We start from the raw sequence: 24,791 nt of genomic DNA, 5'->3' as shown, positions 1-24,791 counted from the left end.
ATTGCACGGTTCAAGCGGCGCTGAAATATCCCGCTGTGGAGCCTCCATCCAGCGCGATGACCGCCCCGTTCAGATAGGCGCCAGCTTGCGATGCAATGAAACCCGCCAGTTCGGCAACATCCTCGGGTCGCGCAAATCGTCCCAACGGGACGCTTTTTTCGTAGAAGCCGCGATCGGAAGGGCTGTCGGCAAACAGTTGATCCAGCATCGGAGTTTGAACGAAACCCGGGCAGATCGCGTTGCACCGGACACCCTGCGGCCCGTGGTCCAATGCCATCGACTTGATCAAGCCCACGACGCCGTGCTTGCTTGCGCAATATGCGGCATAGCCCGATGCTCCCTGTGTGCCCGCGTCGGATGCGATCGCGGTGAAGCTTCCTTTTCGGCTCACGAGACAGGGCATCGCACGCTTGGCCAGCAAGAAAGTACCCTTGAGATTGACGTTCATCACGAGGTCAAAGGTCGCCTCATCCATTTCGGTGACGGTTCCGAGCCGCGCAACGCCGGCACAATGAACGACGTGGTCGATGCCCCCGAGGCGGTGAATCTCAGCAAAGATATCTCCGAGCCTTGCGCCGTCGGTGACATCCGCTTGGAATGTGTTCACGGTTCCGCCGCAGCCATCCGCATCTGACAGCACGTTTCGAAGGCCGTCGACGTTGCGGTCGAGCATGAAAACGTTCGCCCCGCGTTCCCAAAACCGCCGCGCCACCGCCGCGCCAATCCCCGACGCGGCCCCCGTGACGAGAGCGGTTTCGCGTGGCATGGGGGTTTTCATATTCTGGCTGTCGATCATGCTGGCGAACCGTTTGCTGTGGACAACCATTTTGGTTCGCCCGGCTTCGAACGATCCTGGCGAACCCATTGCGGTTGGCCATAAATGGATTGCCCGCCGTCAACGAGCAGCGATGCCCCCGTTATGAAACCAGCGGCTGGGCTTGCCAGAAACGCGACGGCCTCCGCAACGTCTTCCGGTCTACCGAGGCGCCCTGCCGGCGTCTCCTGCAGCAATGTTTCCCGGCAGCCGGGAACATCCAGCATCGGACGGGTCATCGCGGTTTCCACGACGCCGGGAAGGACGGAGTTCGTCCTGATGCGGTAGATCCCGAGCTCCGCTGCCATGGTTCTGGTCAACATCAGGAGCGCAGCCTTGGTCGCGCTGTATGCGCCGGTCTGGTCCGCGTGGAACTGAGCAAGGCAGGACGAAATCAGAGTTATGCTTCCTCCCTTGCCCCCTGCGACCATGTTTCGTGCGACTGACTGGCAGAGATGAAAGGTGCCGTTGAGATTGATGTCGACATGGAGATCCCACACCTTTCTGGATGTTTCGAGGAACCCGCCAAATCTCGCGAAGCCGGCATTTGCGACAAAGGTTCCGATCGCGCCGAAGCGATCGCCGATCTCAGAGACGGCTTTTTCGAGCGCGTCCGGATCCGTCTGATCGGCAGCCAAGGAAAACACGCTTCCGGCGCCGGCTCGACGCAACTCCTCCTCGATGTGACCAAATTCGGCAACATCACGATCGAGCAAGACGATATCGTGTCCGTCGCGAGCAAATCGGCTGGCCAGCGCCCGGCCCATCTCGCCGCCGGCACCGCTGATCACCACGCAGGAATTGCCATTCATGATCCCAACTCCTTTCCCGATAGCTCGGAAGCGAGTGCGTCATTGAGCTCGGCAACAGCGGAGCGCGTCCATCTGGCGAACCCGCGTCGCGCGCCGGGCAAGGTCCATTCGAAGTTGAGGGGCGTGAGCGCCGCATGGCCCTGTGACAGCACCCAGGAATCGGATCCTGGTCGATGCTCAAAAATCGGATCGCGTTCAGGATGCGTGCCGAAAAGCAGCCATCCGGGGCCGTTCTCTGTCTCGATCGAGTGGATGCGAGACGGATCCCAGACGCGGCGATCGAGACTTGCGATCTTGATCTCGCCGGCGGGTAGGGCAGGCGCATTGAAGTTCAGAACCGACCGGGGCGGGAGCTTTGACCGGTCCCGGATCATCAGCCTGGTAAGCTCCGCCATGATCCGGGCACCGCGGCCGAAATCGTAGTCGGTCAGATCGACCAGCCGGAAACGGCCGTCCCGGGACTGCTGAGATGCGGCAAGGGCCGGAAAGCCCAGCAAGGCGCCTTCGATCGCTGATCCGAGCGTACTGGAATAAGTGGCGTCATCGCCGAGGTTCGCACCTTCGTTGATGCCGGACACAACGGCGTCGACCTCCGAAGCAAGACCGGAAAGAACGGCAACACGGACGCAATCGGTCGGGGTGCCATTGGTGACATAAATCGGATTGACATCGTCACCGCCGGCCTTGGTCATCGTAATCGCCTTGCGAAACGAGGCGGATCTCGACGTACCGCTCCGCGGGCCGTCGGGCGCAACCGTCAGCACCTGAAGGCCGCAGGCGATCAGCGCGTCGCGTGCCGCTGCAACTCCGGGGGATTGGTAACCATCGTCATTTGTAAGCAGGATTTTCACGTCGGCGCCTTTCTTGGAATGATCTGTTTCAAGCGGCCCGCGACAGCCTGTCGGGCAGAAGCTTCACGGCATTTGGAACGGTGGCCGGCTTGCCGAGTATCGCCCACTCGGCAGCAAGGGCTCCGGTCAGCGCACCGCTCGTTACTCCCGTGCCGCCCATGCCGGCGACGACGATAACGGAAGGATCAGCCGCGTAGGGGCCGATTTGGAACTCCCCGTCGGCGCTTAATGGATAGAGGCCATGCCAGCCGTTCTTGAAGCCGAGGTCATCGATTTGCAGCCGATCGCTGACGAGTTGCGCTACCTCGAGAAAATAGTCGTCGCCATCCGGCGGGCTATAGGAGTCGGGATTGCTGACTTCGTGGCCTTCGACCGAATAGTAGGTGTGAAGCCCGGCGATCAGCGAATCCTCGCCGTCTTGTCTGAAATAGATTCCGGCGCCGTTCTGGCCAGGCATATAGAAGTTGCACATTGGAACGACATAATCGAGCTTACGCGGCAGCTTGACGATGATCACCTCGTGCACTTCGGGCTTGATAGGTGCAGCATGTCCCAGCAAGTTGCCAACGTGCCCCGCCCAGGCGCCTGCGGCATTGATCACCACGTCGCATTCGATCTTCCCGCGCGTGGTTGACAGTACATGGGTCGATCCACGCTTTTCGTAGGCAAGCACCTCCGCATTGTTCATTACCTTCGCGCCGAGATCGCGTGCTTCATCGATCAGCGCAGAGCAAAGGAGATGTCCGTCGAGGTGACCGTCGTTGACGCCGTAAAGGCCGGCGACAACATCATCGCAGCGCAGGTCGGGAACGAGAGCCTGCAGCTCCTTTTGCGACAAAATCCGTGTATCGTCCGCTCCGAAGCTCTTGATCGTCGCGAGTGCGGATTCGAGTTTGGGAATGTCGGCCTCCGTCGTCGCAATGCGGATATTGCCGATGCGGGCAAGCGGCAGACCGCGGCTGCGTTCGAGCTGGAACAGAATTTCCCGCGAACGGATGCGGATCTCGATCTGCAATGGATCGAGGGTCTGCGTGTTATAAACTCCTGCCGAGCGGCCGGAAGATCCGGAGGCCGGCGTGCCCTTTTCCAGAACGACGACGTCCTTGGCATGCAATTGCGCGGCTCTCAGCGCGACACCGCAGCCTGCGACCCCCGCTCCGATAATGGCGATACGTGGCGACATCGTCGTCCTCCTTCAGAACAAGGGCCGGATGGTTTCGTAGACGTAGAGCGTCGCCAGCGTTCCGCAGTCGACCGGCAAGTCGATTCCGGTAATCGCGGAAGCCTTGTCAGAGACAAGAAAGACGACCGCGTTGGCGAGTTCAGGGATCTCGACAAGCCGCTTCATGGGCACGCGCTGAAAGTCGGTCATCATGTGCTGAAGTGCCTTCTCGGACACGAATTCCTCGACCATTGGCGTGCGCGTCCAGCCCGGGCTGACTGAATTCACCCGGATACCGTGTTGCGCGAGCTCGACGGCAGCGTTCTTCGTCAAGCCGATTAGGCCCGCCTTTGCGGCGACATACGAACCCTGGGGACCGTCGTAGCCATTGGCGTCAATCGAGGCGATGTTGACCACGGAGCCGCCGCCTGTGTCGCGCATCCTGCGTGCGGCCCGCTGGGTCACGAGGAACGCTCCAGTCAGATCTGTGCCGATGGTCTTGTTCCAGCCCTCGAGCGAGATATCGAGGAAATTCGCTTCGTCAACGATGCCGGCATTGTTGACAATGATCTCCAGCCTACCATGTGCGGCCAGTACATCATCAAGCACGCTTTCGACTTCGTCGGGATTACTGACGCTTCCGATATGAACGGAAGCTCTCCCGCCGCCCGCCTGAATACGCGCGGCAGTCTCCTCAAGCGGAGCTCGGGTGCGTCCCATAAGGGCCACTGTTGCACCGGCCTGAGCCAAGCCCTCCGCAATGCCGGCGCCGATTCCGCGCCCGCCACCCGTGACGAGGGCAACCTTTTCTTCAAGCTCTTGCATCATGCCACCTCCCTTTGGTCAATTTCTCCCGCCACCAGATCGCGGATTCTCAACCGTTCCGTCGGGGCGCCGCCTTCAAGTCTGAACAGAGACAAGCCACCGCCGCCCGTGCTCACGCGTCGCAGCACCTCAAAAAAGTCGGCGGGCTTCACCACTTCCGGCGCGAACGCGCCTTGGCGGTTGATCTTGCCATCGAGCATCAACAACGCGCCGGCTGCGGCCGGAATTCCGGTGGAATCGTCCATCCCACCGTCGCTGCCGGCTGCAAACCTCAGACCGGAGCCTGCTGTGTGCACGTCAATGATCATGCCGCTGCCAATCCGGGGCGCTCCAACGCGCCTTTCCCTGTAATGGCGGAAAAGGCTGGCCGCGGGATCGGTAAGTTCTCCATTTGAGCGTTGTTCATCGGCGATATGCGCGAGTGCCCAGGCGGTGACGAGCGCCTCTTCCGGATTGAGCCCACCGAAATTGGAGGCACGCTTGACCGGAAGAAAACGCGGCACCGTCAAGGGCTCCGGATGGGCGAGCCTGACGACCGTCTGCAGGCCGACCGGCGCCGGGAACTCCACCTGCCGGCGCTCCAGGCCATCCCAGCCAGTCACTTCATGTATTGTGCCGTCCGCATCGACCAGATTGAAGCAATGCCAGAAGTGCCGGATTGCGGCCTCGGTCAGATCCGCGACGTCCACGGTCCAATAGATGTCAACGTCGTCGACCGGGCCGAGATGGTCGACAGCACTTCGGATCAGGATATTCGTCGTTCCGGGGGAGGAGCCCATTCCGATGAGGGCGGAAATGCCGGCCTGTTTGGCGCGGGCGTCCCGCTCGAGCATCGGAAGGGTGATGTCCGCATCGTCGCAGATATCGAGATAGTCGGTCCTCGTTTCGATGGCGGCGTCGAGGATGGCAAAGCCGGTCTTGTAATAAGGGCCAGCCATGTTCACCACGAGGTGGGTCGTTTCCAACAGCCTGTGCAGAGTTTCCGGTTGTTCGAGCGGGTTCAGTTCCTGAACGGCGAAGCCCATCTCTTCCGTTGCAGCACGTGTCTGCGGCCGCCAGGCGCGATCAATCGCAAGCCAACCCTCAGTCGCGCCGGCACGCGCGATACCGCGCAACATCGCTTGTGCCTGCGACCCGCCTGCACCGATTACAATTGTCGTCCACTGCCGGGCCATTAGCGGCACTCCTTCATTTTAGCGGCTTTGACAAAAGCCGTTGCAGTTGGGTGAACGCCCTCTTCAATGAGCAAGGGCAATTGAGTGGCAGGCGACCAGTGTCCAGCACCCCGTTCCCACCTTGACGCGGGGTGCATCTGATGCGGGTCGGCGACCCTCGGGAAAGGAACAGAAGACATTGGTCCCTCCGTCAGAACAAAGCCCCGGGCCTGACAAATCCTGCCTTGGAAGCAAGTTCGTCGGCGGGGTTTTCGCGAATGAGAGCCTCGGCCAAGCGAATGTTCACATCCGCATGGGAGCGATAGCTCCAACCGTCCAGCAGGGTCGTCTTCGCTGCCATGAACGGCTCCGCCATCGCGGCCCAGGCCACTTCGCGCAACGCGTTCACAAAACGAAGGACCTGTACGCGGGCGATCTGGTTCCTATCGAGGTTCGGGTCATAGAGCCGCAGAAACGTCGTGGTTTCGTCGTCGGACATTTCCGCTTGCGAAGTGACGCTTGCTAGATCTATCGCGAGCAGGGCTTCGCCAGCGTAGTCAAAATCGACCATCTTCACGCTGTCCGAGCATGCGATAAAGTTCTGCGGTACGAGATCGTTGTGGCCAAAGCCGACAGGCGCGTTCGCTCCAGCGAGGATGGATTCGAAGCGTTGGGCAATTTCCCAAAGCGCTGCGTAGGACGTTGGGTAGGAGCCTCCCAGTTTGGCGGCTCCCGCCATGAAGCCTCGCAGATCGTCGAAAATGTCAAATTTTCTGGGCGAGAAGTGATGCGCGTGCAGTTGCTTCAGCGTATCGACGATCCTGGGCGCCATGGAAGGATGTCGGATGTGCTGCGGGCGCAACGTTTCCCCCTCCACGAATTCGGACATGAAATGCCCTTCGGGTAGACACTTGGCGATGACGGCGGGTGCCAGCCCGAAACTCGCCGCCATGGCTTGGGCCTCGATAGCGGCCGTCACCGATGTGCCAGCAAACGATGCATCGGGCTCACGAATCTTCAGGGCCCATTTCCCGTCGTCGTGTCTGAGTACGAGGTTGATATTGTTTGCGCCGCCCGGCAGGATCGAGAAACGTATGTCGCGTTCGCCGGGCAGGAAGTGCCACTGATCCAATAGATTGACAGCGGTGTTCCGCACAAGGTCGGGCACGTCGTCCTCGAATACACATCGAGCCTGAGTGTCACCGGATCCTGGGTTCGTCGAGCTTGCAGCCGGGGTCATCAGATTCGCTCCCGGTGCGTGATGGCAATGTGTTTCAGTTCGGTGTGCGCTTCGATCGCGTAAATCGACAGATCGCGGCCGATTCCGGACTGCTTGTAGCCCCCGAATGGCATTTCGGCCGCCGTCGGTCCGTGATCATTGATCCAAACGCTGCCGGCCTTGACCCGGCCCGCGGCGACGATCGCCCGCTCGATATCGGACGTCCAGATCGAAGCGGCCAACCCGACCTCAAGGTCGTTTGCCTTGGCAATGGCATCAGCCTCGTCTTCAAACGTGGTGACGGCTACAACAGGCCCGAAAATCTCCTTCTGGATAATCTCGGCGCCGTGCTCGACTCCGTCGACAACAGTCGGTGCGTAGAAGTATCCCGGTCCAGCGATAGGTCCACCAGCAACGACGCGCCCCGAAGCGTTCTTCACAGCTCGATCGACGAAGCCCGACACAAATTCATGATGTTTTGCCGAGACGACGGGACCCATGTCGATCCCGCGTTCAGCATAACCATTGCCGACCTTGATCCCGTTGGCCATTGATGCCAATGCGTCGACGACGTCCTTTTCGCGCTTCTTCGAGACGTAGACGCGGCAAGCGGCCGTGCAGTCCTGTCCCGAGTTTCCGAAGGCAGCGCTTCTCAGCGTTGTCGCCAAGCGGTCGATATTCGCATCGTCGAAGACAATAACCGGCGCCTTGCCGCCGAGTTCGAGATGAACGACCTTGATGCTCTCAGCGGCGTCCCGCATCACGGAGCGCCCGGTGTCCGTGCCACCGGTGAGCGAAACCATGGCAACATCCGGGTGGCGAACCAGATGCGTGCCGGTCGTGCTACCGAAACCGGTGACAATATTGACGACGCCCGGCGGAAAGAACTTTTGCGCTACTTCGCCAAGGAGGAGGGCGGTTAGCGGCGTCACCTGGGTGGGCTTCAAAACGACAGTGTTGCCGGCTGCCAACGCAGGCCCGATACGCCAGGCGGTCATGCCCATCGGGTAGTTCCAGGGAGCAATTGCGCCGACGACGCCGATTGGCTCGCGTCGCACCATGCTCGTGATACCGGGTTTGTACTCACCCATGGCCGGCACCAGCATGGTCCGGCATGCGCCAGCGAAGAAGCGATACTTGTCTGCGGCGGAGGCCATCTCGGCGCGCGCTTTTTCGAGCGGCTTGCCAACGTCACGTGCTTCGAGTTCGGCAAACTCGTCGACGCGGGCCATGATTTCATCGGTAAACGCAAGCAACGCGGCAGCCCGATCCTTGGGCGGCGTCGACGACCAGTTTCCAAAGGCTTCCTTGGCGGCGGCTACGGCGGCATCCACCCCTTCTGCTCCGACATCCGGCACCCGAGCGATCACATTTCCGGTCGCCGGCTCGAAAACGTCAAAGTCGTTTCCCTTCGACCAGAAAGACCCACCGATAAGCGGACGTAGTTCCCTGATTGTCATTTTTTCCCTCCTGTTTAATCGCTTGGAGCCGGTTGTGGCTTGGTCACCGCTGGTTCTGTCGCTTCTCCGCGCGGTCCGCTGGATCTCGGCAAAACCGTGGTTCGTCGTGCTCGGCGGCTTGGTCGGTTCCCGGCATTCAGGAGCGCCAGATAACTGGTCGTCATCCCGATATTAATTAACGCTCATTAATCCACGTATTCAGGCGATAGTCAATGAATCTTTTTGGATTGCGTCATCAAACTGATGGAATGGCAAATCTGCGTTCGCCGATTTAGAGCGCGAACGGTAACGGCGCCGATGGATGCTCCACCGCCGCCGCGATTTCTCGTCAGAGCTGTCTGATCAGAGGGTAGGGATGACTTCCGGCGAAGTAGTCGCGGAACCCGCCTGCTTATATCCGCCCTTGCCGCTGGGAATGACGAACATCCTCATAATCAGGTAATATGCGATACCGGAAACGACCACAGTTGGAATGCCGGCGCCCAGCGTGTGAGCCAACGGATGCATCGCAGTCGTGACGGGATTGTACAGGTAAAGGTATAGCGCGACCGAAAGCACCGATATGATCACTGCGACCCAATTAACGCCGCCCCAGAACCAGTACTTGCTCGACGGATCACGCGAGAACAAATGTGCCGGCGCGAGCGTCTCTTTGCGAAGGATGAAGTAGTCGACAAAGGTAACGCCCGTGATCCCGACGAACATGACGCCGTTATAGGAAAGCCAGCTCATAACGATCGAGAGAGTCCACTCGGTTCGAAATGCCACATAGACACCGGGCAGCAGCATCAGAGCGATCAGGATATCCCAGCGAACGCGCGTCAGCGGTTTGATTTGTTGAATCGAAACCCCTGCCAGATAGAGCATGATAACCATCGTCGCGATGTTAGCCGCGAGAACGAAGGTCATGATCAGCGAACCCAATGCGGGGCCAGCGAGTTTGATCATCCAAATCGTCGGATCGGGGGTTCCCGCAGACAGAGCGGCAAACGCTGCGACCATCGATATGAACGCGGCGCCCAGCACACCGACGCCGACGACGGACGGACCGACGATATGCGAACGGCGTTTCACCAATCGTGTCAGGCCACCCATAATGGGCCACCAAGTCAGCGAGTTCGAGATGCCGAATTCGACTGCCAACGCGAAACCCTGTCCTGGCGTGGAAGCCAGGCGCTGATCGACCGGCACCTGCAGTGTCCAGAGGCCGGCGCCATAGTGATAGAGCAGAATGGCGAACATCACGACGGTCACAAGAATGTGGCCCGGCGCAATGTAATTGCTGATGCGTTCGAACAGCCAGGGCCCTTTGCTCGCGACCAACCAGACGGCGAACATTGTAAACAGCGCCAAGCCGATTACCACAGGCTCGGCTGTCGCCACGTCCGATTGCTCCACTGTCTGCAAGACGTTGGCTGCTCCTCGGGCAGTCAGCGCCACCACCACATATGTCCAGCCGACACAGGTTGCCAGCAATCCAAACAGTGGCAGGACGATGCCATAGGGACCAAACGACGCCTTGGCCGCATCGATCGGCTCCACGCCATATTTGAAAGACGGCAGGCCCGACGCCAAGACGACGACGGCCATGCCGATCAGCATGCCGGCCAGGTAGCCGAGCACACCTACCCGAACATCGCCCACATAAGGGAGGAACCCTCCGATAAGGAACGCCCAGGTGGCGGCGCTGAATGCTGTGCATGTCCACAGAAACGAGCCATAGCCGTTGTAGACGCGTTCGCTGCTGCGCAACGGAAGTCGCCCTGATAGAGCCTCCTCCGTGACGCGTGATTGGGTGAGTTTGATATCGCTGCTCATGGGTTCTCCTCCTTAACCGAAATAGAATAGCGTCGCGATCCAGATGGCGACTCCGAGAAGTCCCCAGCTCGTGGCTTCGACGAAGCAGGCGCGCGTCGGCGCGTAGCATTCGGAGTCGATATGCGGAGGCTCTTGCAGGGATTGGATTCGTTTGGCGAGCTCCGCATCCAGTGCAACTTCGAACCCGCGGGCTTCGGGCGCATGGGCCCGTTCAAATTCAATTGACATTGTCGTTCCCTTTTCTGGACGTTCCGGCCGGTTGCCGGCTCCTTTTGTCGGCCCGCAGCCGCGGCGCCCCTCGTTCTCCATCATGCCCATTTCTAAAGAAGGAACAACAATGAATGAACGATCATTAATACTCCTCCCATATTGCCGATATGTCAAGCTCTCCCGCGAGCGCCGTAGTGGGAAGGGAAACCCCGGCAATACCATTGAATTGGCTTTAAATGCCTCGCAGTAGCAATCCTGAGCGAGGCGCAAATTTTGATCATGTTCCTTTGACAGATCGCCTTTGCTGACGCATTATGTGAACAACTATTCATGAGGATCAATATTGTGAACGAACTCGCCCGCAGCTATCGGGAGGCCGCTCCTGATGAGGAAGAGCGCACGCCCCGTCGAACCAAGCAGACCAGCAAGGCGTCAGCGAGTCGCTCGGACACGCGAGAGCGACTGCTCGGCGCGGCAATCGAGCTTTTTGGGTCGAGAGGATTCGACGCGACCTCGATGAAGGACATTGCCAACGAGGTCGGGATCAAGGCCCCGGCCGTCTACAATCACTATAAGTCGAAGGAAGAGCTTCTGGCTGGGGCAGTAACCGAAGCGCTGAGCGCGTTCAACGACGCGATCGCAGCCGCCGATTCCTCCGGGGCCGCTCCACTTGAACGTCTGCAAAGCATCATTACCGCTCACATCCTCTACCAGATCAATCATTCGCGGATAGCGCAGGCGAACGATCGTCTGCTCGAGTCCGGAATTCTGAGCAAGCTGGATCCGAGTGTCAGACACAAGGTGAAGGGCATGATGAGAGAACATCTCGACCGACTGACCAATATCGTCGAGGCAATCCCTTCGCCGGTGACTGGCTCACCACCCGAGGCGCGGCTAACAGCGCTCGCAATCATAACGATGTGCGATAACGTGCTTAATTGGTATCGACCGAGCGGCTCCTATACGCCCGAGAAGATCTGCAAACACTTCTATCGCCTTGCGCAGAGTATGCTGCTCGGTCGGACAAGTGCACTGGAGAGTTAGGAATCGACTTTGCACGACCGTCGCCCGGCATTGATCTCGCTGCCGTTTGCGTCGAGCGTTCCGGCGTTCACATTTGCCCCGCTTCTTGGTGACGTCGGGTGCGCCAGTCCACCGGAGCGATCGCGATGAAGACGAGACTGTCTGCGCCTTCGTAAGCGAGTTCGGTGTCCTTCGGGATCCAAATCACGTCGCCGGGGCGGAGGGCGTGAACCGTCGGACCAACGCGAAGACGGAACTCGCCCTCGATGCAGGTAATAACCTCATCATAGCGCACTGTCCAAGGCACAGACCGGCCGTTGAAGCGGGCGAGATAGGCGCCCATCGTCTCACTTTCCCGGGGCCCGACGAGGCGCGCAATCGATGCTTCACCAGACCCTTCACCGTATGCGGCAAATTCAGTCGTATCCTTGCGGAATACCATTGGTTCTCTATGCATGGCTTGTTCCTGCTGCTGTCGCCGAGAAGAGGCGGCGGCTCTCCTAGTGACCTTGCGCGGATGAGAGGTAGGCGGCGCGCACGGCACGTCTGTCAAGCTTTCCTGAGGCCGTGCGCGGAAGGTCGTTGCCGACGATAATCGTTTCCGGCACGGCATAGCCCGGAAGTTGCGTACGCAGGAAATCCAGGAGCGCTGGAACATTTACCTTTGTGTCTGGACGAGGTTCGAGCGCAGCGACGATGCTGTTCTGCAGCACTGGGTGAGGAATGCCGAATACCACAGCTTGAGCGACTTCGGGGATCTTAGCCATTGCCGCCTCGATAAAGGAGGGAAGAATCTTTTCCCCACCCCTGTTGATCACGTCATCCCGGCGGCCGACGTGATATAGAAGGCCAAGCTCGCGACGTTCCCCGAGATCGCCGGTTCGAAGCCATTCGCCTTGGATTTTCTCGGCGGTGACGTCGGGGCGGCGCCAGTATTCGCGCATGCGCGTTTCGCCACGCACCCAAATCTCCCCCGGAACCCCGTCCGGCACATCATGACCATCCTCATCCACCAGCCGCAACTCCACGCCTTTGGCCGGATAGCCGATCGAGTCACCGTGGCTTAGGATGAATTCAGGCGGAAGAAGAGTGCAACACGACGTGAATTCGGTCAGGCCATAGCCATGCACCAACCGCAGGTTTGGCCAGCGCTGATGCATTTCCAGGGACCATGGCGCCGGCATCGGTGAACCACCGAACAGAACCAACCGCGCCGACCCGTAAATCGCCTCGGCACCTTCGGCTGTCATCATCATCCGCAAAACGCTCGGGACCGCCGTGACGAAGCTCACGGGACGGCGCTGGCATGCCTCAATGGCCCCTTGCGTCCGATATCGTGACAGAAGATCGGAGCGGCCGCCGAGAAAGAGCATGGTGCAGAGTTGATCGACAAAGCCGGTATTGTGAAACAAGGGGGCAACAATCAACGTCGAGGGTGACGGGTCATCGCCTATTAGGTCAGCGAATACCTCCGCGTTCTGCCGCAGGGCCTTATGAGTGATGACTGCACCCTTTGGAACTCCTGTGGTGCCGGACGTAAAGCTTATCAAAGCGTCTTCCGATGCCTCCGGCAGGGCAGGGAATTCCGTGGCTGTTTCAAGCGAGAAGAAGGACCTGCCGGCAGAGCCGGTGATCGAGAACACGTCGACTCCGGCGCATTCCTTAAACATGCCCAAATGGAGGTCGTCCGCTAGAACAATACGTGCCTCGAGTATCTCCAGCAATTCGCCGACTTGCGCGGGCGCCAGCCGATTGTTCATTGGCACGGAGATTGCGCCGATGCGCATCGTAGCCAGATAGCATACGACCCACTGCCAGGTATTGTTACCGACAAGCACCACCCGGTCCTGCCTTTGTACACCGAGTGAGACCAGCCGCCTGGACGCTGCTTCCACCAGGGAAGCCAATGACGCGTACGAAATCTCCGTATCCCCATCGGTGACTGCGGCAGCGTCGGGTGTGCGCTCGCCCCAGTCGAGCAAGGCATGAAGAATCGTCCGATAGTTACGGTAAGCCACTGACTTCTCTCCTGGTTCGAAATAAATCCGATCGCTGGCCGGATTGAGAGATCGTCGCTTCCAGACAGCTGGTCCGTTCGGCTAAGCGGTCCTGCGATCGATGCTACCACACAACGCGTGTCGAGACCGCGCCTTTGCGGGAGGCGACACCGTGTCAGTGTCGCCTCAGAGGGTCACGCGCGCAGCGTCATAAGATCGCGATATTCATCGGCGGTCATCACATCGCGGCCTAGTGCAGCCGCTATTCCAGAAATCTGCTGGAATACCTCGACGTTCGACTGAATCTTGTCGTCACGGTGAGGCCACTTCCAAACCGTGTCTTCCATGCCGACCCGCACATGAACGCCGAGCAGGATTGCCAGGGTCGCAAGGTAACTGCTGGTACGACCGCCGGTGCAGGCGATGATGGTAGAGTCTGCGTCGATGTGGCGGATGAGCCGAACGAGCCGAAGAAAGCCGTCGACCATCGTTTCGGGCGAGTACATCGGGCTGCAGCCCGGAAGACCGGGCAGAACCAGCCAGTTCAGAGGGCCCTGAATGAGGCCACTGTCGATCAGGTACCGGCGGGCATTGTCGATGTCGGCATCGGAGTAAACCGCAATCTGCGGCGTGAGGCCGGCGTCGAGGGCGCGCTTGGTTTTCTCGATGATTGTCGCGGGAGATTTGACGAAGTGATTGTCCCCGAGAATGAGGGCCGTCGTGTTGACCGGAACGCCTTCCATGAGGCCGAGCTTCATCATTTCGGCCATCATTCGCTCTTCATCCGCGTTCACTGCAACGAGGCAGGCGTCCAGTGCGACATGCTGATGGTTGGTGCGCAGATGCGTAAGCGTTTCGCGGAAAAGGCCAGTGTCGAGCACGTTGTAGCCGCGTTCGTCTCTCGCGTGAATATGGATGATCTGCGCTCCTGCGGCGATGCATTCCTCAGCGGAGCGGATGATCTCCTCAGGCGTAATCGCCTGGTTGGGGTTCTCGTTCTTCGTATAGAAGGCGCCATTGATCGCGGTCGACAGGATGAGCTTGGGCGGAGCCTCCCATTTCGGCATCGGCTCCGCGTCCGAAAAGGCAGTTCGGTCGATCGACATAATCGACGGGAAACCGAAAACTTTCCAACTCGCCTGGGCTCCCTCCCGGGATACCCATTTGTTTACCTGCTCCCAATTTACCGTGTTTGGTCTGCGTGACATTAGAGCCTCCCTTTCAATATGAATGAACGTTAATGCATATTGATCACTGTGTAAAGGACTTGCGGAAGAATCGCAAGTCGGCTTGAAGTTGCCTTCAAAACGGGTCGGCACTCTTGACGAACGAAAAAATCAAGCGTTTAGTGAATTAACGTTCATTCTTATGGAGGCGGCGATGAGTCCAGTTATAATGCTCGTGGGCGCGGGCCACATGGGAAGGAGTGCCCTCGCAATCCTCGCGCGGTCGCTGCCGAGTGCAAGCTTCGTCGTCGTCGATCGGTCCACAGAAAGCTTGCGACTGGGTGAAGCGATCGCCCCTGAAAGAATAGCAACCCGTCAAGTCGATATTTCGAGTGACGGCCTCGACGCATCAGGCATGGACCTGGTGGTGAACTTGGCCGGCCCTTTTTTTCTCGGCTCGGATGGAGCGGCACGCGCGGCAATCGCAGCAGGTGCGGCCTACATCGATGTAGGGGACGATGCCGAAGGCACGACGACAATCCTCGCTCTGGACGAGTCGGCCAAATCCGGAAATGTGCCGGTGATAACGGGTGCCGGACTCTCGCCGGGCGTATCAAATTGGCTTGCCTGCAGCTTGCTTGAAAGTCACCCGGACCTCGACGGCGTCAAAATTGTCTGGATCACGCGCGAGCCGGATCCGGGTGGCCTCGCTGTATTGCGGCACATGTTGCACATGGCGGTAGCGCCGTGTCCGACGTGGCGCAACGGCCGTATGGAATTCACCAAGGGCTTTGTTCCGGAAACCGCCGAAAGCTTCGATGTACCGCCCCCCTTTCATCGGATCGAGGCCTACGACACTGCCCATCCGGAGCCAGTCACGTTAGGGCGCTTTCGTCCCGATCTTTCGCTGGTTCAGTGCAAGGGCTCGCTCTTCCCGAATTGGGCGAATGCCGCCTTCTCGACAATAGGACGAATTGGTTTCGGCCATTCCAACATGGTGGTCGAAATTGACGGCAAGGACGTACAGCCGATCGAAGTTTTGTGGAAGTTGCTCTGGAAGAGACATGAATTGAAGCCGAGCGCCCAACGAATCTCGGCGACCCAGGTCAACGTCATCGGCACGCGAGGGAACAAGCCAATCGTCATGAAGTCGATCACGGACGCGGGAGACATGAGCCGTGGCACAGGGCTCGGCATCTCCGCCGCGGCGCTCTCGCTTCTTCAGGGCGGTGTTCCAGCGGGAGCCAACGGAGTGGAGGCGATTCCTTATCAGAGCGGCATCGACCGCTTCCTGCGTCTTGCCAGCGACGCCGGGTGCTTCGCAGATGGTGTCGTGACCACCCGCTTCTGAATGTTGCGCTGGGCTTGGTCACGAGCCATACGCGTCGAGTGGCCCCGACGGGGCAACCGTCATGCGATGAGCCTGGGCGAGAGGATGCCAGCCAATGCAGGTCAGAGCACTAATTAAGGGAGAGCTATGAACAAGACCTATCCAACAGCTGAGGCCGCACTCGCCGGTCTCCTTTTCGATGGCATGACGATTGCGTCGGGCGGCTTTGGGCTGTGCGGCATCCCGGAACTCTTGATTGCCGCGATAAGAGACGCCGGAACGAAGAATATGACCATCGCCTCCAACAATTGCGGCGTCGATGATTTCGGGCTCGGTGTTCTCCTGAAGACGAGACAGATCAGCAAGATGATCTCGTCCTACGTCGGTGAAAACGCTGAGTTCATGCGGCAGTTTCTGAGCGGGGAGTTGGAGCTTGAGTTCAATCCGCAAGGCACTCTTGCCGAGCGCATGCGCGCCGGTGGCGCGGGCATTCCCGCTTTCTACACCCCCACTGGCGTGGGCACAGTCATCGCCGAAGGCAAAGAGCATAAGGAATTCGACGGCAGGACCTTTGTCCTCGAACGTGCGATCGTCGCAGACGTTTCCATCGTGAAGGCTTGGAAGGCCGACCCCGCAGGCAATCTCGTGTTCCGAAAGACGGCGCGCAACTTCAATCCCCCGGCAGCCACATGCGGAAGGGTTTGCGTTGCCGAGGTTGAAGAGATTGTCCCTCTAGGCTCGCTCGATCCTGACCACATTCACCTTCCGGGAATCTATGTTCATCGCCTGATACAAGGGCAGCAAATGAAACAGATCGAGCAACGAACAGTTCGTAAACGGGAGGCTCATTAATGGCTTGGGACCGCAATCAGATGGCCGCCCGCGCAGCGCTGGAACTACAGAACGGCTGGTATGTAAATCTTGGCATTGGCATTCCGACCCTCGTATCGAACTATATTCCGGACGGGGTCGAAGTCACCTTGCAATCTGAAAACGGGATGCTCGGCATGGGCCCCTTCCCCTATGAAGGTGAGGAAGACCCGGATCTCATCAACGCCGGGAAACAGACGATCACGGAACTACCGCAGACGGCCTATTTCGATAGCGCGACTTCCTTTGCAATGATCCGTGGTGGAAAGATCGCAATGGCCATCCTCGGCGCGATGGAGGTGTCCGAGGAAGGAGATCTCGCCAACTGGATGATCCCCGGTAAGCTTGTGAAGGGGATGGGCGGGGCTATGGATCTAGTCGCCGGGGTTGGACGTGTGGTTGTCCTCATGGAGCATACGAACAAAGCAGGCGAATCGAAGATTCTAAAGAAATGCAGTCTACCCTTGACTGGAAAGGGCGTAGCGAACCGGGTCATCACCAATCTCTGTGTATTTGATGTGGTCCCAGGCGGATTGAAGGTAGTGGAATTGGCACCGGGAACTTCAGAGAGTGATGTTCTGGCAGCGACCGAGGCCCGTATTGTTGGGTGAGTAATTGCAGCGGGAATCCATTGGCGACTGTTACGACGAAGGGCTGATGAGAATGATCGTGGGTGCTGTGGTGGAGCGGCACAGGAAAATTGCGGCCGAGAAGTAAATTGTCCGCCGCGCCTGTCTCCTACCGCAGCCGTCGGTCGGCAGGGAAAATTAGATCTTCTTCGGACGGTTTACCATGCGGGCGCATTCGCGAGATGGTCAGATACGGTCGCGATAAACGCACGAAGACGCTGAAGACGTCGTAGGTCCCGGTGATATCCCATCCAGATGTCTCGCGTCGGCGGGGGCTTGGGCAGTTCCAGTCTGCGGATGCCCGGGATCTGATTGCCCACCACGCGGGGCAGGACGGCGATCCCTACGCCCTGCTTGCACATTCGCCCCTGGACGTTGCGGTTGTTTGATCGCAGCACGGGTCTCGCGTTCGGGAAACTCTCGACGAGCCAGGCGATGTCGGGGAACTGCCCGGTTGACGTATCGTGGGTGATCAGCCGGAAACCGGTTCCGTCGCCAAATTTGGGGTCAGGCGACTCCTCGGCGATGTAGACGCCGTACTCGAGCCTGAAGAGCCGCCGCTGAATGACATCGGCATTGTTGAACGGAATGATACGAAAAGCGACGTCGGCCTCCCGTTGGGCGAGGTTGAACAAGCGAGTGCCGGTCAGGATCTCGACGTCGACATTAGGGTAGTCTTTCGAGAAATCTGCCAAGATGGGAGGCAGGACATAGGCCCCGAACCAGTCCGCTGATGAGATGCGCAGATTGCCCTTGAGGTTTTGCTCCTGCCCTGCAAGCCGACGCTCCATGGCCAGCGCGCCCTCTTCCATCTGCTCTGCCAGCGCGATGATCCCATGGCCCTCCTCGGTCAGCACGAGACCGTCCGCGGTCCGCTGGAATAATGTGTGGCCGATCGCCTCCTCAAGGGTGCGCAGCCGTCTGCCGACCGTCGGATGGCTTGTATGAAGGGCACGCGCAGCGCCGCCGAGCGTGCCGGATCGCGCGACAGCAAGGAAGATTTTTACGTCACTCCATTCCACAGCCATGCCCTTACAAAGTAAGCCTCCGGTGAAGGCCGCAGGTCAGGCCGCTTGAGCGTTGACGGTCGGCGGCGTCCAATTCCACGGAAGCAACTGCTCCAGCCTGGTAATCGACGTATCAGCGATGCGGGCAAGAACGTCGGCCAGCCACACCTGCGGATCGATGTCGTTGAGTTTTGCCGTCATAATCAATGTGGCCATGAAGGCCGCACGATCTGCACCGCGGTCTGATCCGGCGAAGAGCCAGGATTTTCTGCCGAGCGCAAAGCCTCTGAGCGCTCGCTCTGCCGCATTATTCGTCAGGCAAATCCGGCCGTCCTGCAGAAATGATGTGAAGCCATCCCAGCGCTTGAGCATGTAGTCGATCGCCTCCGCCACCGGCGAACTGCGTGAGAGCTTTGCCCGCTCGGTTTGAAGCCAGACCTGCAGATCATCGACGAGTGGCAGACAGTCTCTCCGGCGACGCTCCAGGCGTTGATCGGCCGTAAGCCCGTTGATCTCGCGCTCAATATCGAACAGGCCGTCGATCCGTTTGACGGCTTCGAGGGCCATAGGCGAGATCGGCGCAGCGTTCTTTCCACGCTTGGCGTTTGCAGCAATGTCCGCGAGCACGAAGAATTTGCGACGCGAGTGCGCCCAGCACAGTGCCTGCGTCAGGGGATCGGGATCACGATCAACCTTGAACAGCGGATTGTAGCCGCCGTAGGCGTCCGCCTGCAAAATGCCGGTGAAGGTCTTCAGGTGGCGCTCCGGATGCTCCTGCCGTCGATCCCGTGAGGCATAGTAAAGGGCGGCAGGCGGAGAGAGGCTTCCAAATGGCCGATCATCCCGGACATAGGTCCAGATGCGGCCCGTATCCGTCTTTCCCTTCGCCAGGATAGGCACGGTCGTGTCGTCGCCATGCAGACGTTCGGCGGCAAGGACATGCGCTTCGATCAGAGAGTGAAGCGGCTTCAACGCCGCGGCACATGCTCCAACCTGATCGGCCAGCGTCGACAAGCTGAGGTCGACGCCCTCGCGGGCGTAGCGCTCGCTCTGGCGATTGAGCGGCTGGTGCTGGGCGAACTTCTCAAACAGGATCATCGCCAGCAGGTTCGGCCCGGCAAAACCGCGGGGTGTCACATGGAAGGGTGCGGGTGACTGCGTGATCTTCTCACACTCGCGGCAGGTGAACTTCTCCCGCACCGTCTGGATGACCTTCCACTGACGCGGGATGACTTCCAAGGTCTCGGTAATGTCTTCGCCAAGCTTCGACAGTTTAACCGATCCACAACAGGCGCAATTCGTGGGAGCGGCGATTACGACGCGCTCACGCGGCAGGTGTTCGGGAAAGGGCTTGCGTGACGGACGCTTGCGCTCGAAGGCTTTGACGGCTGAAGCTTTGGCTGCGATCTCCGCCGCCAGTTCATCTTCACCGGCGTCCGCTTCCAACTCCTCGAGCTGCAGTTCCATCTGCTCCAGGAGCCGCGCCTTGCGCTCGGACCGGCTGCCGTAGAGTGCACGGCGAACCTTGTCGATCTCCAGCTTCAGCCGCGCGATCAGCGCCTCGGAATGCGATACGAGTGCCTTTGCGCTGGCGGCTTCTGCCTTGGAGGTCGCTGCTTCTGCTTCGGCTGCGACACGTCGAGCGCGTTCCTGGGCCAGCAGTGCAAGCGCACTGGCAAGGTCGTCCGGAAGCTCTTCGGTCGCATTGCTCATGACAGGATGGAATCATATTCGACCCTGTCATTCCAGTGTTTTTGCTTATCCGGCCGACGTCGGCCGCCAGGTCTTTTGCGGCATCCGCCAGTCGATACCTTCCAGCAGATAACCGAGCTGCGCAGGCGTGATCACCACCGTGCCATCGGCCGCTGATGGCCAGATGAAGCGGCCGCGCTCCAGCTTCTTCGTGAACAGGCAAGCGCCCTGGCCGTCATGCCAGATCACCTTGATCAGACCGCCACCGCGGCCGCGGAATACGAACAGGTGTCCACACATCGGGTCGCGCTTCAGCGCCTCCTGCACCATCAACGACAAACCGGGGAAGCCCTTTCGCATATCGGTGTGGCCTGTCGCCAGCCAGACCTTCACGCCACTCGGAACCGGAATCATCGCAGCCCCAGCACGCAATCGAGAATCCGGCCAAGGGCATCCGTATCGATGTCGCTATCCACGCGCACGCGCCGACCCCGTCCAAGCTCGATTGTCACATCGCTACGCTTCCGACGAGGGTGGGATGTGGTGGGCGATTCCGGTTGAACGGGAGAGACTGTCGAAGCGGCCTCGGATACGATCACCGGCACCAAAGTCGCCGTATCAGACCTTGGCTCCTCGATCCGGCAAAGCTCTTTGCGCCAACGGAACAACTGGCTGACATGGATGCCGGCCGCGCGGGCAATCTCGGAGATGACCGCGTCTGGCTCAAAGCATGCAGCGACAAGGCGCTCTTTATCTTCGCGTGACCAGCGCCGACGGCGCTCTACAGACGTGATCACCTCAATTGGATGCTTCGTCATATGACTACTCCTAGTGTTACCACTAGGACTGGCAGTCAGAAGCCCTCTATCGCAAGACGGCCTTCACCGTGGGCTTACCTTACAAAAATGAACATCAAAAATACAATAATGTCACTTCAAGTACAAATATAAACATCTAGATTCAAGTCATCTTCTGAAAACAAGCGGAGAAACTCATGAAAACCTGGCTCATCACAGGCTGCTCAAGTGGCTTCGGACAACGGCTCGCGCTCGCCGCGGCGCAGCGGGGCAATCGCGTTGTCGCGACTGCCCGCGACGTCAAATCGATCGAAGAAATGGCTCGGCCATTCGACGGCCGCATGATCACCTTGCCGCTCGACGTTACTGATGCGGCGGCAGCCAAAGCCGCAGTCGCAAAGGCGGTCGAGACATTCGGCGGCTTTGACGTGCTTGTGAACAATGCCGGCTACGGACTGTTTGGCGCAATCGAGGAAGCTACGTCCGAAGCGTACCGGCCGATGTTCGAGGTGAACGTCTTTGGTCTGATCGAAACCACCAGAGCAGCGCTGCCGGTCCTGAGACGTTCGGGCGGAACGATCGTCAACATGTCGTCCGGCGCGGGCATAGCGGGCAGCGGCGGCGCTGGATATTACAATGCGGCCAAGTTTGCCGTGGAAGGGATTTCCGAGGCGCTCGCCGGCGAGCTGAAGCCGTTCGGCATCCGGGTTCTGATCGTCGAGCCTGGACCGTTTCGCACCGATTTTCTCGGTCGCTCGATCACGATGGCGGCCAACGAGATGCCTGAATACGCTGCGAGCTCGCGCAGGCACTATCGGGAAACCAACAACGGCAATCAGGCGGGCGATCCCGACAAGGCGGTCGCGGTAATCCTGCAGGCAGTCGATGCCGATGACGCTCCGCTTCACCTCCCGCTCGGCCCGGCCGCCCATGCGATCGCCGAGCGAAAGCTGGCGTCGTTCCGTAGCGATATCGACGCCTGGCGGCACATCTCGATCGTCACCGACTTCGATCATTCCTAAGCGCTGGTCGCTATCTCAGTTTCAACGTCAACATCGACTGGAAGTAGTCATGATTCCAACTTTGGAAGGGTTTACCCAGCACATGGTGCCGGCAAACGGCATCAAGATCAACGCCGTCACGGGAGGCTTCGGCCCGCCGATCCTTCTGCTTCACGGTTGGCCGGAAACGTGGTGGGAATGGCACCATGTGATGCCGCTGTTGGCCGAGCAGTTCAGCGTGGTGGCTATAGATTTGCGCGGCGCGGGTTTTTCCGACTGCCCGCTTGACGGCTATGAAAAGGCGACGATGGCGCGCGATGCGCACGAGGTTATGGTTGCGCTCGGGCATCAACGCTACGCCGTATGCGGCCATGACATTGGCGGAATGGTAGCGTTGCCGCAGGCCGCTATCTATCGGGACGCAGTTACTCACCTGGCCGTCCTCGACGTCCCGCTTCCCGGCTGGACGCAATGGGAGGCAACAATTGCGAAAATCTGGCACTTCAGCTTCCATATAAATCGGGATCTCCCAGAGCGTCTGATTTATGGCCGTGAATATGACTATGTCTCGGCCTTCATGGCGGAGCGGTTCTACGATCACAGCACGTTCAATCCGGCGGACATCGAGATCTACGCGAAAGCGATGGCCCTTCCTGGCCGCACTCGCGGCGGCATGGAATGGTATCGCACTCTCACATCTGACCATGCGGCGGCACTCGAGTACAAAAAGCTACCGCTCGATATACCGGTATTGGGTCTTGGCGGGGAGCAGCGCTTCGGGGCGCATATGGTCCCGATGCTTCAGGAGTTTGCCAGCAATGTAACTGGCGGCTCGATTGCGCGGTGCAGCCACTATGTCGCGGACGAACGGCCGGATGAGGTGGCGGCCGCTCTGATCGATTTTCTCAAGGCAAATTGAGAACCTGCGACCGCCCCGTCTTGAGGAGGGCGGAGCTCGATACATCCGGGCCGATACGCCCGCTCGCGTTCAGTTCACTAAATGAGAAGGAACACTGTCATGACCGCACCTGTCATTCGCGGCGTCAATCACATCGGCATTACGGTGCCCGACATCGAAGTTGCAAAATCGTTCCTGGTGGAAGCATTTGGCGGACAGGTGATCTATCAGTCCTTCGGACCGCATGATCCGCCGCGGCAAGGACCCGAATTCGAGCGCGCCACCGGCGCTTTTCCCGGAACGGCCGTCCGCGCGCAGGCGATGGTCAAAATCGGAACCGGACCTGACATAGAACTCTTCGAAATGCTCGGCCCCGAACAAGCGCAGCCGGTTAGGCCGAGCGACTTCGGCATCACGCACTTCGGCGTCTACACCGACAACATCGACGCATCGGTCGCGCGGTTCGAACAGGCCGGAGGCACCGCGCTGACCGCGCCGCGCGCTATTCCCTACGCAACCGAAAAAGGTCCAGGAAACAAGGTCTGTTACTGCCGCATGCCATGGGGCACTACGATTGAGTTTATCACCACGCCTGATCGCATGGGATATCACGACCAGACGGATCTGCGCAGGTGGCAGGACGAGGATTGATCGTGAGCGTTGACCGAAGAACGCTCCACCGTAGCTATTTATCGCTCTCGGCCATCGCTTCGGTCTCGTGGTGGGGAGTTTCGCTCACTCCCAGCCTCGTCGGTGGCGGGGCAGTAACCGACCCCTCTCCAAGGTCAACGCTCTGTCGAGGTGCGCCGGCGCCGACACGTCCCGAGTCCTCGACCCATTCATCGAAGCCTCAGTCATTCGGAATCCAAACTCAAGGAAATACCGATCATGTCGATTTCGCGCAAAACAGCCATCGGTCTTGCAGCCACGCTCTTGTTTTCCGCCGCAGTGACGTCCCCAGCCTTGGCGGACGCAAGCAACATCGTGCTCGTCCATGGCGCGCTTGTGGATGGTTCGGGCTGGCGTGGCGTTTATGACATACTCACTCGCGACGGCTATAATGTCAGTATCGTCCAGCAGCCGCTGACAAGTCTGGAACAAGACGTCGCAGCCACCAGAAGCGTGCTTGACCAGCAGGACGGAGACGTCGTTCTCGTCGGTCCAGCTACGGGGCACGATCATCACGGCAGCAGGTGATGATCCCAAGGTCAAGGCACTTGTCTATGTCGCGGCGCTGCAGCCCGAAAAGGGTGAAAGCACCGCACAATTGCTCCAATCGATGCCGTCACCGACCAACGATATCAAAGCGCCAAAGGATGGCTTCCTACTTGTTGACCCGGCAAAGTTCGCTGCTGATTTCGGACGGATTTGCCCAAGGATCAAGCCGCGTTCATGGCCCGGTCTCAGATGCCGGTCGCAGTCGCCGCCACTGATGCGCAGGTTCCTGTAGCCGCCTGGCACGAGAAGCATAGCTACGCAATCGTTGCGAAGGACGACATGACAATAAACCCCGACTTGGAGCGGTGGATGTACAAGCGTGCCGGTTCGACGGTGACAGATGTCGAGGGCAGCGACGCTATCTACATCTCGCAGGCCGCTGCAGTGGCAAAGGTTATCGAGGAAGCAGCAAAAGCAGCCAAGTAGCCGCGGCCTGCATAGCTTGGGAGCGAGCCTTTCAAAACGAAGCCGTCTCCGCCCTGACGATGAAGAGCGCCATCGACTAAGTTGGCCTGACACCTTGTGAGGTTCCTCACTGTTTTGAGCTACGAGGTGAACCCCTTCCACCTCAACCCAAATGTGCAGATTTCACTTGGGAAAAGTTACGATTGTGACATCGCTGGCCATTTTTGCTTTTTCACACAGCGGCGCAAAGAACGAGGTGTTTCCGAAGGGATTGCGTGGACTCGGATAGGTGTCTCCGAGCTTGCTCACCCTGGGACTCCTAGCTGAGGTGAAATGTGTCGCCGTTAAGCGATAATGAAACCTGTGTTATACTGAACGGCACCTCTTTTCGTTGAAGCGTAAAGATTACAACGTCTTAGAGAATCCGAGATGG

At 59.2% G+C, this 24,791-nt stretch carries 24 protein-coding genes and 2 pseudogenes; 9 read left to right on the top strand and 17 right to left on the bottom strand.

From position 1 onward, the window contains the following. Nucleotides 1-10: 10 nt before the first annotated feature. The 10 genes from AMC88_RS31050 to AMC88_RS31005 all read right to left on the bottom strand — a co-directional run bounded on the left by AMC88_RS31050 (nucleotide 11) and on the right by AMC88_RS31005 (nucleotide 10,427). The gene (locus tag AMC88_RS31050; RefSeq protein ID WP_050981280.1) at nucleotides 11-826 is read right to left on the bottom strand and encodes an SDR family NAD(P)-dependent oxidoreductase; all 816 of its coding nucleotides are present in this window, start codon (nucleotides 824-826) and stop codon (nucleotides 11-13) included. After that, entirely contained in the window at nucleotides 793-1,626 is an 834-nt protein-coding gene (locus tag AMC88_RS31045) for an SDR family NAD(P)-dependent oxidoreductase (protein ID WP_004670170.1), read from the bottom strand. The genes AMC88_RS31050 and AMC88_RS31045 overlap by 34 nt, the downstream gene beginning before the upstream one ends. Next, complete coding sequence (surE, locus tag AMC88_RS31040) at nucleotides 1,623-2,477, bottom strand: 5'/3'-nucleotidase SurE (protein ID WP_050981281.1); 855 nt, start codon at nucleotides 2,475-2,477, stop codon at nucleotides 1,623-1,625. The genes AMC88_RS31045 and surE overlap by 4 nt, the downstream gene beginning before the upstream one ends. Before the next feature lie 28 nt (nucleotides 2,478-2,505). Next, the gene (locus AMC88_RS31035; RefSeq protein ID WP_004670172.1) at nucleotides 2,506-3,660 is read right to left on the bottom strand and encodes an NAD(P)/FAD-dependent oxidoreductase; all 1,155 of its coding nucleotides are present in this window, start codon (nucleotides 3,658-3,660) and stop codon (nucleotides 2,506-2,508) included. 12 nt (nucleotides 3,661-3,672) lie between these two features. Continuing rightward, nucleotides 3,673-4,467 (bottom strand): SDR family NAD(P)-dependent oxidoreductase, encoded by a 795-nt coding sequence (locus AMC88_RS31030; protein WP_037113463.1) that lies wholly within the window; start codon nucleotides 4,465-4,467, stop codon nucleotides 3,673-3,675. Beyond that, a complete protein-coding gene (locus AMC88_RS31025; protein ID WP_064820396.1) occupies nucleotides 4,464-5,639 on the bottom strand; it encodes a saccharopine dehydrogenase family protein in 1,176 nt (391 codons plus the stop codon). The genes AMC88_RS31030 and AMC88_RS31025 overlap by 4 nt, the downstream gene beginning before the upstream one ends. Before the next feature lie 190 nt (nucleotides 5,640-5,829). Further along, entirely contained in the window at nucleotides 5,830-6,858 is a 1,029-nt protein-coding gene (locus AMC88_RS31020) for a phosphotransferase (RefSeq protein ID WP_004670179.1), read from the bottom strand. Then, nucleotides 6,858-8,297: an aldehyde dehydrogenase family protein gene (locus AMC88_RS31015; RefSeq protein WP_004670181.1), complete on the bottom strand. Its 1,440-nt coding sequence runs from the start codon at nucleotides 8,295-8,297 to the stop codon at nucleotides 6,858-6,860. The genes AMC88_RS31020 and AMC88_RS31015 overlap by 1 nt, the downstream gene beginning before the upstream one ends. A gap of 342 nt (nucleotides 8,298-8,639) precedes the next feature. Beyond that, a complete protein-coding gene (locus AMC88_RS31010) occupies nucleotides 8,640-10,115 on the bottom strand; it encodes a cytosine permease (protein ID WP_004670189.1) in 1,476 nt (491 codons plus the stop codon). A gap of 12 nt (nucleotides 10,116-10,127) precedes the next feature. After that, complete coding sequence (locus AMC88_RS31005; protein WP_037113464.1) at nucleotides 10,128-10,427, bottom strand: hypothetical protein; 300 nt, start codon at nucleotides 10,425-10,427, stop codon at nucleotides 10,128-10,130. A 243-nt stretch (nucleotides 10,428-10,670) separates the two neighbouring features. On the opposite strand from AMC88_RS31005, the gene AMC88_RS31000 reads away from it, so the two are divergent. Then, a complete protein-coding gene (locus tag AMC88_RS31000; protein ID WP_158000494.1) occupies nucleotides 10,671-11,369 on the top strand; it encodes a TetR/AcrR family transcriptional regulator in 699 nt (232 codons plus the stop codon). A 67-nt stretch (nucleotides 11,370-11,436) separates the two neighbouring features. Here AMC88_RS31000 and AMC88_RS30995 read toward each other — a convergent pair whose 3' ends face one another. From AMC88_RS30995 to AMC88_RS30985, 3 genes are all read right to left on the bottom strand, one after another. Next, a complete protein-coding gene (locus tag AMC88_RS30995) occupies nucleotides 11,437-11,790 on the bottom strand; it encodes a cupin domain-containing protein (protein ID WP_225881215.1) in 354 nt (117 codons plus the stop codon). A 58-nt stretch (nucleotides 11,791-11,848) separates the two neighbouring features. Further along, nucleotides 11,849-13,366 carry a class I adenylate-forming enzyme family protein gene (locus AMC88_RS30990; RefSeq protein ID WP_037113466.1) on the bottom strand — a complete coding sequence of 506 codons (1,518 nt, stop codon included), beginning with the start codon at nucleotides 13,364-13,366 and terminating at the stop codon, nucleotides 11,849-11,851. Nucleotides 13,367-13,539: 173 nt separating this feature from the next. After that, nucleotides 13,540-14,664, bottom strand: a complete 1,125-nt coding sequence (locus AMC88_RS30985) for a beta-keto acid cleavage family enzyme (RefSeq protein ID WP_237353196.1) — start codon at nucleotides 14,662-14,664, stop codon at nucleotides 13,540-13,542. Between the two features lie 61 nt (nucleotides 14,665-14,725). Between AMC88_RS30985 and AMC88_RS30980 the strand changes: the two genes are divergently transcribed. From AMC88_RS30980 to AMC88_RS30970, 3 genes are all read left to right on the top strand, one after another. Beyond that, entirely contained in the window at nucleotides 14,726-15,862 is a 1,137-nt protein-coding gene (locus tag AMC88_RS30980) for a saccharopine dehydrogenase family protein (RefSeq protein ID WP_225881216.1), read from the top strand. Between the two features lie 126 nt (nucleotides 15,863-15,988). After that, a complete protein-coding gene (locus AMC88_RS30975) occupies nucleotides 15,989-16,693 on the top strand; it encodes a CoA transferase subunit A (protein ID WP_004670211.1) in 705 nt (234 codons plus the stop codon). Beyond that, entirely contained in the window at nucleotides 16,693-17,322 is a 630-nt protein-coding gene (locus AMC88_RS30970) for a CoA transferase subunit B (RefSeq protein WP_004670214.1), read from the top strand. The genes AMC88_RS30975 and AMC88_RS30970 overlap by 1 nt, the downstream gene beginning before the upstream one ends. 176 nt (nucleotides 17,323-17,498) lie before the next feature. Here the strand turns inward: AMC88_RS30970 and AMC88_RS30965 are convergent, their stop codons facing one another. Genes AMC88_RS30965 through tnpA form a run of 4 tightly spaced genes read right to left on the bottom strand, consistent with a single transcriptional unit; the run spans nucleotide 17,499 to nucleotide 20,857 of the window. Further along, complete coding sequence (locus tag AMC88_RS30965; RefSeq protein ID WP_037113494.1) at nucleotides 17,499-18,362, bottom strand: LysR family transcriptional regulator; 864 nt, start codon at nucleotides 18,360-18,362, stop codon at nucleotides 17,499-17,501. Between the two features lie 42 nt (nucleotides 18,363-18,404). Continuing rightward, nucleotides 18,405-20,060 carry an IS66 family transposase gene (tnpC, locus tag AMC88_RS30960; RefSeq protein ID WP_064823799.1) on the bottom strand — a complete coding sequence of 552 codons (1,656 nt, stop codon included), beginning with the start codon at nucleotides 20,058-20,060 and terminating at the stop codon, nucleotides 18,405-18,407. A 45-nt stretch (nucleotides 20,061-20,105) separates the two neighbouring features. After that, nucleotides 20,106-20,453 carry an IS66 family insertion sequence element accessory protein TnpB gene (gene tnpB / locus AMC88_RS30955; RefSeq protein ID WP_008536653.1) on the bottom strand — a complete coding sequence of 116 codons (348 nt, stop codon included), beginning with the start codon at nucleotides 20,451-20,453 and terminating at the stop codon, nucleotides 20,106-20,108. Then, entirely contained in the window at nucleotides 20,450-20,857 is a 408-nt protein-coding gene (gene tnpA, locus AMC88_RS32880) for an IS66-like element accessory protein TnpA (protein WP_004675073.1), read from the bottom strand. Before tnpA ends, tnpB begins: the two co-directional genes overlap by 4 nt. Before the next feature lie 176 nt (nucleotides 20,858-21,033). On the opposite strand from tnpA, the gene AMC88_RS30950 reads away from it, so the two are divergent. From AMC88_RS30950 to AMC88_RS34765, 5 genes and pseudogenes are all read left to right on the top strand, one after another. Next, nucleotides 21,034-21,858, top strand: a complete 825-nt coding sequence (locus AMC88_RS30950) for an oxidoreductase (protein ID WP_004678471.1) — start codon at nucleotides 21,034-21,036, stop codon at nucleotides 21,856-21,858. Nucleotides 21,859-21,907: 49 nt separating this feature from the next. After that, the gene (locus AMC88_RS30945; RefSeq protein ID WP_004678473.1) at nucleotides 21,908-22,756 is read left to right on the top strand and encodes an alpha/beta fold hydrolase; all 849 of its coding nucleotides are present in this window, start codon (nucleotides 21,908-21,910) and stop codon (nucleotides 22,754-22,756) included. Nucleotides 22,757-22,855: 99 nt separating this feature from the next. Continuing rightward, nucleotides 22,856-23,386, top strand: a complete 531-nt coding sequence (locus tag AMC88_RS30940) for a VOC family protein (protein WP_004678476.1) — start codon at nucleotides 22,856-22,858, stop codon at nucleotides 23,384-23,386. Between the two features lie 237 nt (nucleotides 23,387-23,623). Beyond that, a pseudogene (locus AMC88_RS30935) lies at nucleotides 23,624-24,379 on the top strand (alpha/beta fold hydrolase). 249 nt (nucleotides 24,380-24,628) lie between these two features. After that, nucleotides 24,629-24,713: pseudogene (locus AMC88_RS34765) on the top strand (RidA family protein); the annotation flags it as partial. Nucleotides 24,714-24,791: the final 78 nt, after the last annotated feature.

The organism is Rhizobium phaseoli, from assembly GCF_001664385.1.
Classification (GTDB): Bacteria; Pseudomonadota; Alphaproteobacteria; order Rhizobiales; family Rhizobiaceae; genus Rhizobium; species Rhizobium phaseoli.
The sequence above is the reverse complement of the archived record's forward strand: the minus strand, read 5'-3'. Positions and strand labels throughout refer to the sequence as shown.

Bases quoted from the DNA above. Each gene is read 5' to 3' on its own strand.
- AMC88_RS31050 (WP_050981280.1), bottom strand. From the start codon at position 826: ATGGTTGTCCACAGCAAACGGTTCGCCAGCATGATCGACAGCCAGAAT.
- AMC88_RS31045 (WP_004670170.1), bottom strand. From the start codon at position 1,626: ATGAATGGCAATTCCTGCGTGGTGATCAGCGGTGCCGGCGGCGAGATG.
- AMC88_RS31035 (WP_004670172.1), bottom strand. From the start codon at position 3,660: ATGTCGCCACGTATCGCCATTATCGGAGCGGGGGTCGCAGGCTGCGGT.
- AMC88_RS31030 (WP_037113463.1), bottom strand. From the start codon at position 4,467: ATGATGCAAGAGCTTGAAGAAAAGGTTGCCCTCGTCACGGGTGGCGGG.
- AMC88_RS31025 (WP_064820396.1), bottom strand. From the start codon at position 5,639: ATGGCCCGGCAGTGGACGACAATTGTAATCGGTGCAGGCGGGTCGCAG.
- AMC88_RS31020 (WP_004670179.1), bottom strand. From the start codon at position 6,858: ATGACCCCGGCTGCAAGCTCGACGAACCCAGGATCCGGTGACACTCAG.
- AMC88_RS31015 (WP_004670181.1), bottom strand. From the start codon at position 8,297: ATGACAATCAGGGAACTACGTCCGCTTATCGGTGGGTCTTTCTGGTCG.
- AMC88_RS31010 (WP_004670189.1), bottom strand. From the start codon at position 10,115: ATGAGCAGCGATATCAAACTCACCCAATCACGCGTCACGGAGGAGGCT.
- AMC88_RS31005 (WP_037113464.1), bottom strand. From the start codon at position 10,427: ATGATGGAGAACGAGGGGCGCCGCGGCTGCGGGCCGACAAAAGGAGCC.
- AMC88_RS30995 (WP_225881215.1), bottom strand. From the start codon at position 11,790: ATGGTATTCCGCAAGGATACGACTGAATTTGCCGCATACGGTGAAGGG.
- AMC88_RS30980 (WP_225881216.1), top strand. From the start codon at position 14,726: ATGAGTCCAGTTATAATGCTCGTGGGCGCGGGCCACATGGGAAGGAGT.
- AMC88_RS30975 (WP_004670211.1), top strand. From the start codon at position 15,989: ATGAACAAGACCTATCCAACAGCTGAGGCCGCACTCGCCGGTCTCCTT.
- AMC88_RS30970 (WP_004670214.1), top strand. From the start codon at position 16,693: ATGGCTTGGGACCGCAATCAGATGGCCGCCCGCGCAGCGCTGGAACTA.
- tnpC (WP_064823799.1), bottom strand. From the start codon at position 20,060: ATGAGCAATGCGACCGAAGAGCTTCCGGACGACCTTGCCAGTGCGCTT.
- tnpB (WP_008536653.1), bottom strand. From the start codon at position 20,453: ATGATTCCGGTTCCGAGTGGCGTGAAGGTCTGGCTGGCGACAGGCCAC.
- tnpA (WP_004675073.1), bottom strand. From the start codon at position 20,857: ATGACGAAGCATCCAATTGAGGTGATCACGTCTGTAGAGCGCCGTCGG.
- AMC88_RS30950 (WP_004678471.1), top strand. From the start codon at position 21,034: ATGAAAACCTGGCTCATCACAGGCTGCTCAAGTGGCTTCGGACAACGG.
- AMC88_RS30945 (WP_004678473.1), top strand. From the start codon at position 21,908: ATGATTCCAACTTTGGAAGGGTTTACCCAGCACATGGTGCCGGCAAAC.
- AMC88_RS30940 (WP_004678476.1), top strand. From the start codon at position 22,856: ATGACCGCACCTGTCATTCGCGGCGTCAATCACATCGGCATTACGGTG.